The sequence below is a fragment of the Citrobacter sp. FDAARGOS_156 genome (genome assembly GCF_001559235.2).
Taxonomy (GTDB): domain Bacteria; phylum Pseudomonadota; class Gammaproteobacteria; order Enterobacterales; family Enterobacteriaceae; genus Citrobacter; species Citrobacter youngae.
Genome location: NZ_CP014030.2, coordinates 4,010,374 through 4,024,501, shown reverse-complemented (window position 1 = coordinate 4,024,501; position 14,128 = coordinate 4,010,374). Strand labels below are relative to the sequence as shown.

At 53.1% G+C, this 14,128-nt stretch carries 11 protein-coding genes; 5 read left to right on the top strand and 6 right to left on the bottom strand.

The genetic code is table 11. From position 1 onward, the window contains the following. Positions 1 to 30 precede the first annotated feature (30 nt). A complete protein-coding gene (lysA, locus tag AL515_RS19760) occupies positions 31 to 1,287 on the top strand; it encodes a diaminopimelate decarboxylase (RefSeq protein ID WP_061068505.1) in 1,257 nt (418 codons plus the stop codon). A 104-nt stretch (positions 1,288 to 1,391) separates the two neighbouring features. Here lysA and AL515_RS19755 read toward each other — a convergent pair whose 3' ends face one another. Together AL515_RS19755 and galR are read right to left on the bottom strand one after the other, a co-directional pair. Further along, a complete protein-coding gene (locus AL515_RS19755; RefSeq protein ID WP_048213116.1) occupies positions 1,392 to 2,402 on the bottom strand; it encodes a LacI family DNA-binding transcriptional regulator in 1,011 nt (336 codons plus the stop codon). 13 nt (positions 2,403 to 2,415) lie between these two features. Beyond that, on the bottom strand, positions 2,416 to 3,444 hold the full coding sequence (gene galR / locus AL515_RS19750; RefSeq protein ID WP_048213115.1) for an HTH-type transcriptional regulator GalR: 1,029 nt from the start codon (positions 3,442 to 3,444) through the stop codon (positions 2,416 to 2,418). Positions 3,445 to 4,041: 597 nt separating this feature from the next. Between galR and aas the strand changes: the two genes are divergently transcribed. Then, complete coding sequence (gene aas / locus AL515_RS19735) at positions 4,042 to 6,201, top strand: bifunctional acyl-ACP--phospholipid O-acyltransferase/long-chain-fatty-acid--ACP ligase (RefSeq protein WP_061068504.1); 2,160 nt, start codon at positions 4,042 to 4,044, stop codon at positions 6,199 to 6,201. After that, the gene (gene lplT / locus AL515_RS19730) at positions 6,194 to 7,387 is read left to right on the top strand and encodes a lysophospholipid transporter LplT (RefSeq protein ID WP_061068503.1); all 1,194 of its coding nucleotides are present in this window, start codon (positions 6,194 to 6,196) and stop codon (positions 7,385 to 7,387) included. The genes aas and lplT overlap by 8 nt, the downstream gene beginning before the upstream one ends. 82 nt (positions 7,388 to 7,469) lie before the next feature. On the opposite strand, the gene AL515_RS19725 is transcribed toward lplT, so the two are convergent. The 4 genes from AL515_RS19725 to mutH form a co-directional block, all read right to left on the bottom strand. Further along, positions 7,470 to 8,510, bottom strand: coding sequence for an NADP(H)-dependent aldo-keto reductase (locus AL515_RS19725; protein ID WP_061068502.1), 1,041 nt, complete (start codon positions 8,508 to 8,510; stop codon positions 7,470 to 7,472). Between the two features lie 106 nt (positions 8,511 to 8,616). After that, positions 8,617 to 8,835: a lipoprotein YgdR gene (ygdR, locus tag AL515_RS19720; RefSeq protein ID WP_005123410.1), complete on the bottom strand. Its 219-nt coding sequence runs from the start codon at positions 8,833 to 8,835 to the stop codon at positions 8,617 to 8,619. 146 nt (positions 8,836 to 8,981) lie between these two features. Further along, positions 8,982 to 9,695, bottom strand: a complete 714-nt coding sequence (locus AL515_RS19715; RefSeq protein WP_040232169.1) for a TerC family protein — start codon at positions 9,693 to 9,695, stop codon at positions 8,982 to 8,984. A 74-nt stretch (positions 9,696 to 9,769) separates the two neighbouring features. Next, positions 9,770 to 10,465, bottom strand: coding sequence for a DNA mismatch repair endonuclease MutH (mutH, locus tag AL515_RS19710; protein ID WP_061068501.1), 696 nt, complete (start codon positions 10,463 to 10,465; stop codon positions 9,770 to 9,772). 684 nt (positions 10,466 to 11,149) lie between these two features. On the opposite strand from mutH, the gene rppH reads away from it, so the two are divergent. Both rppH and ptsP read left to right on the top strand, forming a co-directional pair. After that, positions 11,150 to 11,680 carry an RNA pyrophosphohydrolase gene (gene rppH / locus AL515_RS19700; RefSeq protein ID WP_003825602.1) on the top strand — a complete coding sequence of 177 codons (531 nt, stop codon included), beginning with the start codon at positions 11,150 to 11,152 and terminating at the stop codon, positions 11,678 to 11,680. A 12-nt stretch (positions 11,681 to 11,692) separates the two neighbouring features. Continuing rightward, complete coding sequence (gene ptsP / locus AL515_RS19695) at positions 11,693 to 13,939, top strand: phosphoenolpyruvate--protein phosphotransferase (protein WP_048213110.1); 2,247 nt, start codon at positions 11,693 to 11,695, stop codon at positions 13,937 to 13,939. Positions 13,940 to 14,128 lie beyond the last annotated feature (189 nt).

The window sequence follows — 14,128 nt, the reverse complement described above, 5'->3', positions numbered from 1 at the left end:
ATCATAAAAAAGCCAATACCGGAGCACACCATGCCACGTCCACTCAACAGCACTGATACTGACCTGACCGCAGATAACCTGCTGCGTCTGCCCGCCGAATTCGGCTGTCCGGTATGGGTTTACGATGCGCAGATTATCCGCGCGCAGATAGCCAAACTGAGTCAGTTTGATGTGGTGCGTTTTGCCCAAAAGGCCTGCTCGAATATTCATATTTTGCGTCTGATGCGTGGGCAGGGCGTGAAGGTGGATTCCGTCTCGCTGGGTGAGATTGAACGTGCGCTGGCAGCAGGTTTTGTGCCGGAGAATGATGAAATCGTCTTTACCGCCGATATGATTGACCAGGCGACGCTGGCCCGGGTGCATGAGCTACGTATTCCAGTAAACGCCGGGTCGGTTGATATGCTGGAACAACTGGGTCAGGTTTCGCCAGGGCATCGTGTATGGCTGCGCGTCAACCCAGGTTTTGGTCACGGGCATAGCCAGAAAACCAATACCGGCGGCGAGAACAGCAAGCACGGTATCTGGTATAGCGACCTTCCGGCGGCGCTGGAGGTGATTCAGCGTTATCAACTGAAACTGGTGGGCATTCACATGCATATCGGCTCCGGTGTGGACTACGGCCATCTGGAGCAAGTGTGTGGCGCGATGGTGCGTCAGGTTGTTGAATTAGGTCAGGATCTGGAGGCTATATCTGCGGGCGGAGGTTTGTCGATCCCATATCGCGAAGGAGAAGAGGCGATCAACACCGATCACTACTTCGGACTGTGGAACGCCGCACGAGAGCAAATCGCCAAACATCTGGGGCATCCGGTGAAGCTTGAGATCGAGCCAGGACGTTTTCTGGTGGCCGAAGCGGGTGTGCTGGTGGCGCAGGTGCGCAGTGTGAAAGAGATGGGCAGTCGCCACTTCGTGCTGATCGACGCGGGCTTCAACGATCTGATGCGGCCAGCAATGTACGGCAGCTATCACCATATCTCCGCATTGGCCGGGGATGGCCGCTCGCTGGATAATGCGGCGCAGATTGAGACGGTGGTTGCCGGGCCGCTGTGCGAATCGGGCGATGTTTTTACCCAACAGGAAGGCGGTAAAGTCGAAACCCGTCTATTACCTGCGGTAGTGCCGGGAGATTACCTGGTATTGCATGATACCGGTGCGTATGGCGCGTCGATGTCGTCGAACTACAATAGCCGCCCGCTGCTGCCGGAGGTTCTGTTCGATAACGGCGTGGCGCGACTCATTCGCCGTCGTCAGACTATTGATGAGCTGTTAGCGCTGGAATTAATCTGAATACAGCTTTATGAAACGCCGGATGGCGCTATGCTTATCCTGCCTACGAAATAAACGGTGGGGCCTGTAGGCCGGATAAGGCGAAGCCGCCATCCGGCATCTGATTACGTGAAGTTCGGCCCCGTTGTCACCGATTCCCGTAACACCAGTTTGCCGGTAAACGGTGGGATCGGCTCCACGCTTTCGCCGTTGGCCAGACGGATAGCCTGATCGATTGCCGTGGTTATCATGGTATCGATCGGCAGATAAACGGTAGACAGCCCCGGCTCCAGCCATTTCGCGCTGGGCGCATCATCAAAACCAAACAACGAAACATCCTCGGGGATCTTTAGTCCTGCCTGATGTAATGCTTTCGATGCACCTAACGCCATGTCATCGTTACAGGCGAACAGCGCGCTGAATATCACTCCTTCATCCAACAGTTCACGACAGGCTTCATAGCCTCTGGTCATCGTTGAATCACCGTATTTGACCTTGGCGGGTTCCCAGGGAATACCGTTTTTTTCCAGCGCCTTACGATATCCCATTAACCGAGATTTACCGGTTGGTGTATGGCCTGGTACGGTGATGCAGGCAATATCGCGATGTCCTTGCGAGATGAGGTAATCGACGGCCTGAAACGCCGCGTCTTCCTGTTCAAAGAAAATTGCGCGGTCGCGGGCCTGGCTGACGTCGCGGTTAATGACCAGCAATGGCATATCAATGCGGCTCATCAGCGACATAATCGCCTTTTCGCTCATGTAGCGGGTGTAGAGAATAATAGCGTCGCACTGTCGGTCGGCCAGCATTTGAACGGCTTCCTGCTCACGCTCTGGTGTGTCATGGCCGTCGGTGACAATCAGCTGTTTACCGTGAGACTCCGTCTGGCGCGAAGCCTGTTGTAGCAGGCGACCAAAGTAGAAGCCATCAAATGTAGATACCACTAAACCAATGCTGTTGCTGGTGCGGTTTGCCAGTGAGCGCGCTAAAAAATTAGGCCGATAATCTAATGCCTGCATGGCGTTGAAGACTTTCTGGCGCGTGCTTTCTTTAACCTGCCCCGTACCATTAAGTACGCGTGAAACGGTCGCTTTCGATACGCCAGCATGTCGTGAAACGTCTAACATCGTTGTCATGACGTAATCCTGATTAATCGTTTGACAAAGAATTTCCCGGCTCAGTCAGCGCCGAAACGGAATGCCGACGTACCAGCGTTGGGTTAAAGACGTGAGTGATTTCCGGGACCGGGCGTTTTTCGGCCAGCGCCAGCGCCAGTTCGGCGGCCTGGGTTGCCATCGTCACGATAGGGTAGCGTACCGTCGTCAGCCGTGGGCGCACGTAGCGTGAAACCAGTACATCATCAAAACCAATCAGCGAGATTTCTCCCGGCACATCAATGCCGTTATCATTTAATACACCCATAGCGCCCGCCGCCATTGAGTCGTTATAGCAGGCGATAGCCGTGAAGTTTTTGCCGCGACCAAGCAGCTCAGTCATTGCCTGCTCGCCGCCGCTTTCATCGGGCTCGCCAAACGTGACCAGTCGATCGTTTACCGGAATATTGCTTTCCGCCAGCGCGTCGTAATAGCCTTGCAAACGATCTTCCGCATCTGAAATGCTGTGGTTGGAACACAGATAACCGATGCGCGTATGACCCTGCTGAATAAGATGACGGGTTGCCAGCCAGGCACCGTAACGGTCGTCCAGCGCAACGCAGCGTTGTTCGAATCCCGGTAAGATTCGATTGATCAGTACCATCCCGGGGATTTGTTTCATCAATGATGTCAGCTCGGCATCCGGGATAATTTTAGCGTGGACCACGAGGGCTGCGCAGCGGTGGCGAATAAGCTGCTCAATCGCCTGACGTTCCTTTTGCTCGTTATGGTAGCCGTTGCCAATCAGTAAAAAGTTACCGGTGTTATAGGCCACCTGCTCGACAGCTTTAACCATTGCCCCAAAGAACGGATCGGACACATCACCGACTACCAGACCGACGGTTTCAGTAGATTGTTGTGCCAGCGCACGCGCGTTGGCGTTGGGGTGGTAGCTGAGTGATTCCATTGCACTCATTACAGCCAGACGCGATGCTTCGCTGGCTTTGGGGGAGTCATTGATCACTCGAGAAACGGTGGCGACTGATACACCAGCTAGTCGGGCTACATCCTTTATGGTCGCCATGATAGTACCTGTTGTGGGTAAACGCTTACATCCCGCCAGTGTTACGGAAAACGGCTGTCTGTTCAAGCAGATTGCCCGTCAGGACGTCGCAAATGTGAGCGGACACGAGCGAAGTAAGACAGAAAATAGAAAATGAAAACCTTTGCTTACACTTTGCGATGTGCTGTTGCGATTGTTCGCTGGTGAGGGGAGAGAGCGGATTGATAGAGTTGGGATCCCAGAGGTATTGATAGGTGAAATCAACTTTCGGGTTGATCACAAAATTTACACCAGCCTGCGCAGATGCGCAGGTTTTTTTTTGCGTACGGCGTATCTGTAACAGTAACCGATAATTTACACAACTCGTTGCACTTGGGTTCATTCCTTTGCGTTTTCCAACTGGCGGAACGGCGCGGTGACGACCACAATCAAGATCCCAGAGGTATTGATTGGTGAGATTATTCGGTACGCACTTCGTACCTGTCTCTTGCACCGACCTGCGCGGATGCGCAGGTTTTTTTTCGGATTCTATTTACCCGTTATCTGTCGCGCCCATTCCCCAACTCGTATACTCTCCCATCATTGATGTTTATATAATTAATGGCACAGGGAGTTGAGATGCTATTTGGCTTTTTTCGAAATCTGTTTCGCGTGCTGTTTCGTGTTCGCGTCACGGGCGATGTCAGCGCGCTACGGGGAGAACGCGTCTTAATCACGCCCAACCATGTCTCATTTATCGATGGTATCCTGCTGGCGCTCTTTTTACCGATTCGCCCCGTTTTTGCCGTTTACACCTCGATCAGCCAGCAATGGTATATGCGCTGGCTCACTCCACTGATTGATTTCGTACCGCTAGACCCAACCAAACCGATGTCGATTAAACATCTGGTACGCCTGGTCGAGCAGGGTCGCCCGGTGGTTATTTTCCCGGAAGGACGTATTTCGACCACCGGTTCACTGATGAAAATCTACGATGGTGCCGGGTTCGTTGCCGCAAAATCAAAGGCGACGGTGGTGCCTGTGCGTATTGAAGGCGCGGAACTGACCCATTTTAGCCGCCTGAAAGGTCTGGTTAAACAGCGATTTTTTCCGCGTATTCAATTGCATATCCTGCCACCGACCCAAATGCCGATGCCGGAAGCGCCGCGTGCTCGCGATCGCCGCAAAATCGCCGGTGAAATGCTGCATCAGATTATGATGGAAGCGCGTATGGCCGTCCGCCCGCGTGAAACGTTATACGAGTCGCTACTGGCGGCAAAATACCGGTTTGGCGCAGGCAAAAACTGCATTGAAGATGTTAACTTTACGCCGGACAGCTACCGCAAACTGCTGACGAAGACACTCTTTGTGGCTCGTATTCTGGAGAAATATAGCGCGGAAGGTGAAAAAATCGGCCTGATGCTGCCAAATGCGGGGATCAGCGCGGCGGTCATTTTTGGCGCCATTGCGCGTCGACGCATCCCGGCGATGATGAACTATACGGCGGGCGTGAAAGGATTAACCAGCGCCATTACAGCCTCTGAAATCAAAACGATCTTCACTTCCCGACAATTTCTCGATAAAGGCAAACTCTGGCACCTACCGGAACAGCTCACCCAGGTGCGCTGGGTGTATCTGGAAGATCTGAAGGCCGATGTGACCTTTGGCGATAGGCTGTGGATTTTTTCTCATCTGTTGGCGCCGCATCTGGCACAGGTGAAGCAGCAGCCGGAAGAAGCTGCGGTGATCCTCTTTACCTCAGGATCAGAAGGCCACCCGAAAGGTGTCGTACACAGCCATAAGAGCATTCTGGCGAACGTCGAGCAGATTAAGACGATTGCCGATTTCACTGCCGACGATCGCTTTATGTCAGCATTGCCGCTATTTCACTCTTTTGGCCTGACGGTAGGGTTATTCACGCCGTTGCTGACCGGTGCTGAAGTGTTTTTGTACCCCAGTCCGCTGCATTACCGCATCGTTCCTGAGCTGGTATATGACCGTAACTGCACCGTACTGTTTGGTACCTCAACGTTCCTCGGCAATTATGCGCGGTTTGCTCATCCGTACGATTTCCACCGTCTGCGCTATGTTGTTGCCGGAGCCGAAAAGCTGCAAGACAGCACAAAGCAGTTGTGGCAGGAGAAGTTTGGCCTGCGCGTCCTTGAAGGCTATGGCGTGACGGAATGTGCGCCGGTGGTGTCGATTAACGTACCGATGGCGGCGAAATCGGGAACGGTAGGGCGCATTCTGCCTGGTATGGATGCCCGACTGTTGGCGGTTCCTGGTATTGAAGATGGCGGGCGTTTACAGCTGAAAGGCCCTAATATTATGAGCGGCTATCTACGCGTCGAAAAGCCAGGTGTACTGGAAGTCCCAACCGCAGAAAATGCGCAGGGTCAGATAGAACACGGCTGGTACGACACCGGTGATGTTGTACGCTTTGATGAAAATGGCTTTGTACAGATTCAGGGGCGTGCCAAGCGCTTTGCCAAAATTGCCGGTGAGATGGTGTCACTGGAGATGGTTGAACAGCTGGCGCTGGCAGTATCTGCTGACAAAATGCATGCCACGGCTATCAAGAGCGATGCCAATAAAGGGGAAGCGCTGGTGCTGTTTACTACCGACAGCGAGCTGACCCGTGAAAGATTACTCCAGTATGCGCGCATCCACGGTATTCCAGAGCTTGCCGTACCGCGTGATATCCGCCACCTGAAACAACTCCCTCTGCTCGGCAGCGGTAAGCCAGATTTTGTGACACTGAAAAACTGGGTCGATGAACCGGAAAAACAACATGCGTGAGTCAGTACACACTAGCACGTCAATCTGGTCAAAAGGGATGATGTCCGTTATCGCCGCGCAGTTTTTGTCAGCGTTTGGCGATAACGCGTTGTTGTTTGCTACCCTGGCTTTGCTCAAGGCGCAGTTCTACCCGGACTGGAGCCAGCCAATCCTGCAAATGGTGTTTGTGGGCGCTTACATTTTGTTTGCGCCGTTTGTTGGACAGGTGGCGGATAGCTTTGCCAAAGGCAGAGTGATGATGTTCGCCAACGGTCTCAAGCTGCTGGGCGCGGCGAGTATCTGTTTCGGCGTTAACCCATTTCTCGGGTATACGCTGGTGGGTATTGGCGCTGCGGCGTATTCTCCGGCCAAGTATGGCATTCTCGGTGAACTGACTACCGGCGACAAACTGGTGAAAGCCAACGGCCTGATGGAAGCTTCCACCATTGCCGCGATTCTGCTCGGATCTGTCGCCGGTGGCGTTCTGGCCGACTGGCACGTGATTGCCGCGCTTTCTGCCTGTGCGCTGGCCTATGCTGGCGCAGTGGTGGCTAACCTGTATATCCCGAAACTGGCCGCGGCTCGCCCCGGTCAGTCCTGGCATCTGGGCAAAATGGCGCGTAGTTTTTTCTGTGCCGCCTCCTCGCTGTGGCGCAACGGTGAAACACGTTTCTCGTTGGTAGGAACCAGCCTGTTTTGGGGCGCGGGCGTCACGCTGCGTTTTCTTCTGGTGCTGTGGGTCCCGGTTGCGCTCGGCATTACCGATAACGCCACACCGACCTATCTCAACGCTATGGTGGCTATCGGGATTGTTGTCGGCGCGGGGGCGGCTGCGAAACTGGTGACGCTGGAAACCGTGTCGCGCTGTATGCCTGCAGGGATACTGATCGGCGTCGTGGTGCTGATTTTCTCTCTTCAACATTCGCTGCTTCCGGCCTACGCGTTGCTGCTGCTTATCGGCGTGTGTGGTGGGTTCTTTGTGGTGCCACTGAATGCGTTACTGCAGGAGCGGGGCAAAAAAAGCGTGGGTGCGGGCAACGCTATTGCGGTGCAAAACCTGGGTGAAAACAGCGCGATGTTGCTGATGCTCGGTATCTACTCACTGGCGGTGTTGGTGGGTATTCCTGCGGTAGCCATTGGCGTTGGATTTGGTGCGTTGTTTGCCCTGGCGATTACGGCGCTGTGGATTTGGCAGCGCCGCCATTAGTCTGTTATATGCTGTTGCAACCAGGCCTACAGGGAACGCTGTCTGTAGGCCTGATAAGCTCAGCGCCATCAGGTGCTAACTGTTAAGGTGCAGGATAGGTATACACCTGATGCACCGCTTCAATCTCTGCCAGCACTTCCTCGCTCAATTCCAGATACAGGCTTTCAACGTTGGTTTTTAGCTGCTCCATCGTCGTGGCGCCCAGCAGTGTGCTGGCGACAAACGGCTGACGACGCACGAATGCCAGCGCCATTTGCGCAGGATCGAGGTTATGGCGTTTGGCGATATCCACATAGGCAGCTACCGCTTTTTGCGTTTGTTCGCTGCTGTAGCGCGTAAAACGGCTAAACAGCGTATTGCGTGCGCCGGCAGGTTTCGCACCGTTCAGGTATTTACCGGTTAAGGTGCCAAAACCAAGGCACGAGTAGGCCAGTAGCTCAACGCCTTCATACTGGTTCACTTCGGCCAGTCCAACTTCAAAGCTGCGGTTTAGCAGGCTGTACGGGTTCTGGATAGTGGCGATACGCGGCAGGTCATGTTTGTCTGCCAGGTGCAGGTAACGCATTACGCCAAACGCGGTTTCGTTGGAAACACCGATGTAACGAATCTTACCTGCACGCTGAAACTCTGCCAGCGCGTCCAGCGTATCCAGTAGGGAAACGACCGGCGCGGAGTCCGTCCAGCTATAGCCCAACTTACCAAAGCAGTTGGTCGGACGCTGCGGCCAGTGGACCTGATAGAGATCGAGATAATCGGTCTGCAGTCTTTTCAGACTGTCGTGCAGTGCCTCACGGATGTTTTTACGATCCAGCGCCTGATTCGGTCGAATGCCGCTGTCGTTGTTACGTGATGGTCCACTGACCTTCGACGCCACGATTAGCTTTTCGCGGCTGCCGTGTTTGGCGAGCCAGTTGCCCACGTAAGTTTCGGTGAGTCCCTGGGTTTCTGGACGAGGCGGTACCGGATACATCTCGGCAACGTCGATTAAATTTATGCCTTGTGCAACGGCATAGTCGAGCTGTGCATGTGCGTCGGCTTCGCTGTTTTGTTCACCAAACGTCATTGTGCCCAGCCCCAGTGTACTGACTTCCAGCGAGCTGTGGGGTATACGGTGATATTGCATAGCCGTTTCCTTTTTATAATCACGACATAAGGATTATAAAAATGGCTGAGGGAAGGGAAAAAGGGAAGCAAAATTGTTAAGGCCAGCGCGTTGCTGACCTTAACCATCAACGCTCAATGATTTGAGAGACTTCGTCGCGGTTAATTTGCATCGCATTGCCTTGCTGATCGTGGTAACTCACCAGACCGGTATCATCGTCAATTTCTGGTTTACCATCGGTCAGGATCATTCGACCATCTTTTGTTGCCATCACATAATCACTGCTGCATCCGGAAACGGCAAAAGCCAGCCCGACGGCGGAAATTAAAACTGCCCATTTTTTCATCTGCTTATCCTCACATGGCCTGCGTCTGACACTAGTTTAGTAATAACGCGAAGTTGTGCAGGGCGAAAGCAGTAAAATCTTAATCTGTGAGAGAAGGAAGGTGCGCGGGGAGTATTCGCTCCCCATGGGGGGAGCGATAGTGTCAGTCAGAGTGGATTTTTTTTATTGCGCCACAGGTTCAGGGTCTCTACAGCGATAGAGAAGAACATAGCGAAGTAAATGTATCCTTTCGGAACATGGACATCGAAGCTTTCCAGGATTAGCGTGAAGCCAACCAGTATCAGGAAAGAGAGTGCCAGCATTTTTACCGAAGGGTGACGATCAACAAACTCACCGATTGGGCGGGCTGCAAACATCATTACGCCCACGGCAATCACGACGGCTGCCATCATAATAAACAGATGATCGGACAAGCCTACTGCGGTGATTACTGAGTCCAGACTGAAGATAATATCCAACAGCATGATCTGCACAATCGCGCCCAGGAAAGAAGAGACGCGGGTTTTCAGCCCTTCCTCTTCGCCCTCAATGGATTCGTGGATCTCTTTACTCGCTTTCCAGATCAGGAACAATCCGCCGAGCAGAAGGATCAGATCGCGCGCTGAAATCGCCTCGCCAAACAGTTCGAATAACGGGTTAGTGAGCCGCGTTACCCAGGCGATGGATGCCAGCAGCGCCAGACGCATCACCATCGCTGCCGCCAGCCCGATTCGTCGGGCATGATTACGTTGTGCTGTTGGGAGTTTTGCTACAACCAGAGAAAGGAAAATAATATTGTCGATCCCGAGAACGATCTCCAGCAGCGTCAGCGTACCGAGCGCCAGCCAGGCGTTAGGATCGGTTATCCATGCAAATAACATCAAACAAAGTCCTGCCAAAAAAAAGAAGCGGTAATTATAGGCGCGTAACGCGACGGGCGAAAGGTCAGGGTGTGTTATTGAGCCTGGAATAGAAAATGCCGTTCCAGCAATGCGCGAGTGAAGTTCTTTTTCAGGTAAAACCCGCGGGGCAGAGTCAGGATCGGTTCGCCATGGGCGCCAATGGCCTCGGTCAGCGCCCGGGCGTTAGCGGCTTTAGGACGCAGTTGCAGCACTTCCCCATGGCGAGCGGTGATGCGTTCGACGTGGCCTAGCACTATCATGTCCATCAACTCTTCCCAGTCCAGACGCAGTTGTCGATCTTCCTCTTCATTCGGACTCCACAGCAACGGAGAGCCAACGCGCCGTTCAGCCACAGGGATGCTGCGTTCACCTTCTACGGGTATCCACAACACGCGTTTAAGCTTGTGTCGAACATGGCTGGTTTCCCAGGTCACGCCGGTATTACCGGTTAACGGTGCCACGCAGACAAAGGTCGTTTCCAGCGGTCTGCCAAGGCTATCTACAGGGATCGTTTTTAACTCCACACCCAGCGCGGCAAAATCCTGCTCCGGTTTACTGCCCGCACTGGCCCCAAGCCAAATTTCCAGCAGCACGCCAATCCAGCCTTTGTCCCGCTTCAGATCCTTTGGCGCGACGAGTCCTGCCATCGCCGACAGTTCTCCCAGCGTGTAGCCCGAAAGTTGCCGTGCCTGGTGCAGCAACTGGGCTTCGGATTCAGGCGGAGAAAGCAATGGATGGAGTTCTGGCATCAGGGTTACCCTTGGGTTAAAAAATGAGCAATGATTTTATACCGTGTGGACAGAGTTTATCTTTTTCCACATGCTTTATCCAATTGCATGATTTATAGTGGTTTTTATATTTTGATGTAAAGGGTTGCGCAACAGAAAACCGGGTTTTCCAATTCTGGTCACTGACAATGAACAGGATCTTACACCATGTTATCCACAGAAAGATGGGATAACTGTGAAAAACCCCCACTACTGTTTCAATTTACAGCCTTGACGTGCGACGAAAATCGAATTTTCACACAAATTGTGCCTAACTTATTGGCATAATCTGTGGATAAAACCAACGCTGGTCGATCTTTCATCAGCTCGAAGATCGTATGCGTGACGTGCATCACATTTCTGCATGTTTAGCTACAGTTGTTGCTTTTAACTTAATGAATATATAAGACTATTTTTTGAGTGTGACGGATGTCTTATTCAGACTGCTCCGGGTTTTCCCATAGTAATTCCGTACTTCTTCACAACTATATCCACAGAAAAGGTGAATAAAATCGCCTATGTAGCATATCTTCTGTTTATAACTCGGCTCTTTGCTGTGAGTTATTCAATTGTTATTAGAATATCGCGCCCTTAACAGAGTGGTTTACCGCCCCTCTGGAGTGTGAAACAATCGTTTGTATATAAGGTTTATGTTGAGGTAGTCCGGTGATTGATGACGATGGCTACCGCCCGAATGTAGGGATAGTAATTTGTAACCGCCAGGGGCAGGTCATGTGGGCCCGGCGATTTGGTCAGCACTCCTGGCAATTCCCGCAAGGCGGGATAAATGCAGGAGAGACAGCAGAGCAGGCGATGTACCGGGAACTCTTTGAAGAAGTAGGTCTGAGTCGTAAAGATGTGCGGATCCTTGCTTCTACTCGTAACTGGTTGCGTTACAAGTTACCGAAACGTTTGGTGCGTTGGGACACAAAGCCGGTTTGTATCGGCCAGAAACAAAAATGGTTTCTTTTGCAGTTGGTCAGTAGCGATGCTGAAATCAATATGCAAACCAGCAGTACACCTGAGTTCGACGGCTGGCGCTGGGTGAGTTACTGGTATCCGGTTCGACAGGTGGTGTCATTTAAACGCGATGTCTATCGCAGGGTGATGAAAGAATTCGCAAGTGTTGTGATGGCGCTTCAGGAGAGCACTCCTAAGCCGCAAAGCGCACCTGCGTACAGACGTAAAAGAGGTTAAGCTACGCAAATTATGCTCACCCGCCTGCGCGAAATAGTCGAAAAGGTGGCCAGTGCCCCACGTCTCAATGAGGCGTTGAATATTCTGGTTACTGACATCTGTCTTGCGATGGATACAGAGGTCTGCTCGGTCTACCTGGCCGATCACGACCGACGCTGTTATTACCTGATGGCGACCCGAGGACTTAAAAAACCACGCGGTCGCACTGTTGCACTGGCGTTTGATGAAGGGATCGTTGGCCTGGTTGGCAGGCTGGCGGAACCTATCAACCTTGCCGATGCGCAAAAACACCCCAGCTTTAAATATATTCCTTCGGTGAAAGAAGAACGCTTTCGTGCGTTCTTAGGCGTACCGATCATCCAGCGACGCCAGTTATTAGGCGTCCTGGTGGTACAGCAACGTGAGTTGCGCCAGTACGACGAAAGCGAAGAATCTTTTCTGGTCACGCTTGCCACACAAATGGCCGCTATTCTGTCTCAGTCGCAGTTAACCGCGCTATTTGGGCAATACCGGCAAACGCGTATCCGCGCATTGCCTGCCGCCCCCGGCGTGGCGATCGCTGAAGGCTGGCAGGATGCCACGTTACCGCTGATGGAACAGGTGTATCAGGCTTCAACGTTGGATCCAGTGCTTGAGCGTGAACGTCTGACTGGCGCACTGGAAGAAGCCGCAAATGAATTTCGCCGCTACAGTAAGCGTTTTGCTGCCGGGGCACAGAAAGAGACGGCGGCAATTTTTGATCTCTATTCGCACCTGCTCTCCGATACCCGTCTGCGCCGCGAGTTGTTCGCGGAAGTGGATAACGGCTCGGTGGCCGAGTGGGCGGTTAAAACGATCATCGAGAAGTTTGCCGAACAGTTTGCCGCGCTAAGCGATAACTATCTCAAAGAACGCGCCGGGGATTTGCGCGCGTTGGGGCAGCGTCTGCTGTTCCATCTTGACGACTCTGTTCAGGGGCCGAATGCCTGGCCGGAACGTTTCGTGCTGGTGGCGGATGAGCTGTCTGCCACTACGCTGGCGGAACTTCCCCAGGACCGGTTGGTAGGGGTTGTCGTCAGGGATGGTGCCGCCAACTCTCACGCGGCGATTATGGTTCGTGCGCTGGGTATCCCTACCGTTATGGGGGCCGATATCCAGCCGTCGGTGCTGCATCGCCGCACGCTGGTGGTGGACGGTTATCGCGGTGAACTGCTGGTCGATCCGGAACCGGTATTGATTCAGGAATACCAGCGTCTTATCAGTGAAGAAATTGAGCTGAGCCGCCTGGCGGAAGACGACGTCAACCAGCCAGCACAGTTGAAAAGCGGCGAGCGCGTGAAGGTGATGCTCAATGCGGGTCTCAGCCCGGAACATGAAGAAAAGCTGGGTAGCAGGATCGACGGTATTGGCCTGTATCGCACCGAAATCCCGTTCATGCTGCAAAGCGGTTTTCCTTCGGAAGAAGAACAGGTTGCGCAGTATCAGGGTATGCTGCAGATGTTTAACGATAAGCCCGTAACTCTGCGTACGCTGGATGTCGGTGCCGATAAACAACTGCCCTACATGCCCATCAGTGAAGAGAACCCGTGCCTTGGCTGGCGAGGGATCCGCATAACGCTCGATCAGCCAGAGATCTTTTTGATCCAGGTTCGCGCCATGCTGCGTGCCAACGCGGCAACCGGCAACCTCAGCATTTTGCTACCGATGGTAACCAGCATTGATGAAGTGGACGAAGCGCGACGTTTGATTGAACGCGCCGGACGCGAAGTGGAAGAGATGATCGGCTACGAGATCCCGAAACCGCGCATTGGCATCATGCTGGAAGTTCCGTCGATGGTGTTCATGCTGCCGCATCTGACAAACCGGATTGACTTTATCTCGGTCGGAACCAACGATCTTACCCAGTACATACTGGCCGTCGATCGTAACAACACACGGGTAGCCAGCATTTATGACAGTCTGCATCCGGGGATGTTACGCGCGCTGGCGATGATTGTGCAGGAAGCCGAAAGAAGCGGTATCGATTTGCGCTTATGCGGTGAAATGGCGGGCGACCCGATGTGTGTAGCCATTCTGATAGGCCTGGGTTTTCGCCATTTGTCAATGAACGGTCGTTCTGTCGCTCGCGTTAAATATCTGCTGCGTCATATCGATTTTGATGAGGCGCAAACGCTGGCGCAGCGCAGCCTGGAAGCGCAGATGGCGGCAGAGGTACGCCATCAGGTAGCGGCCTTTATGGAGCGCCGTGGCATGGGAGGATTGATTCGCGGAGGATTGTAGGCCTGATAAGCGTAGCACCATCAGGCAATACGGGGGGTAAAGATTACCTATACAGATCTTTTACATCTTCCCGGCATCCGCTGCGATCCCCTTGTGCTATCATTCGCACCTTTGGAGCGCCTGCATTATGCAGGCGCGCTTATCAATTGCTGTCTGACTTCAGCGAAATAACAAGAACTTGTGGTGACA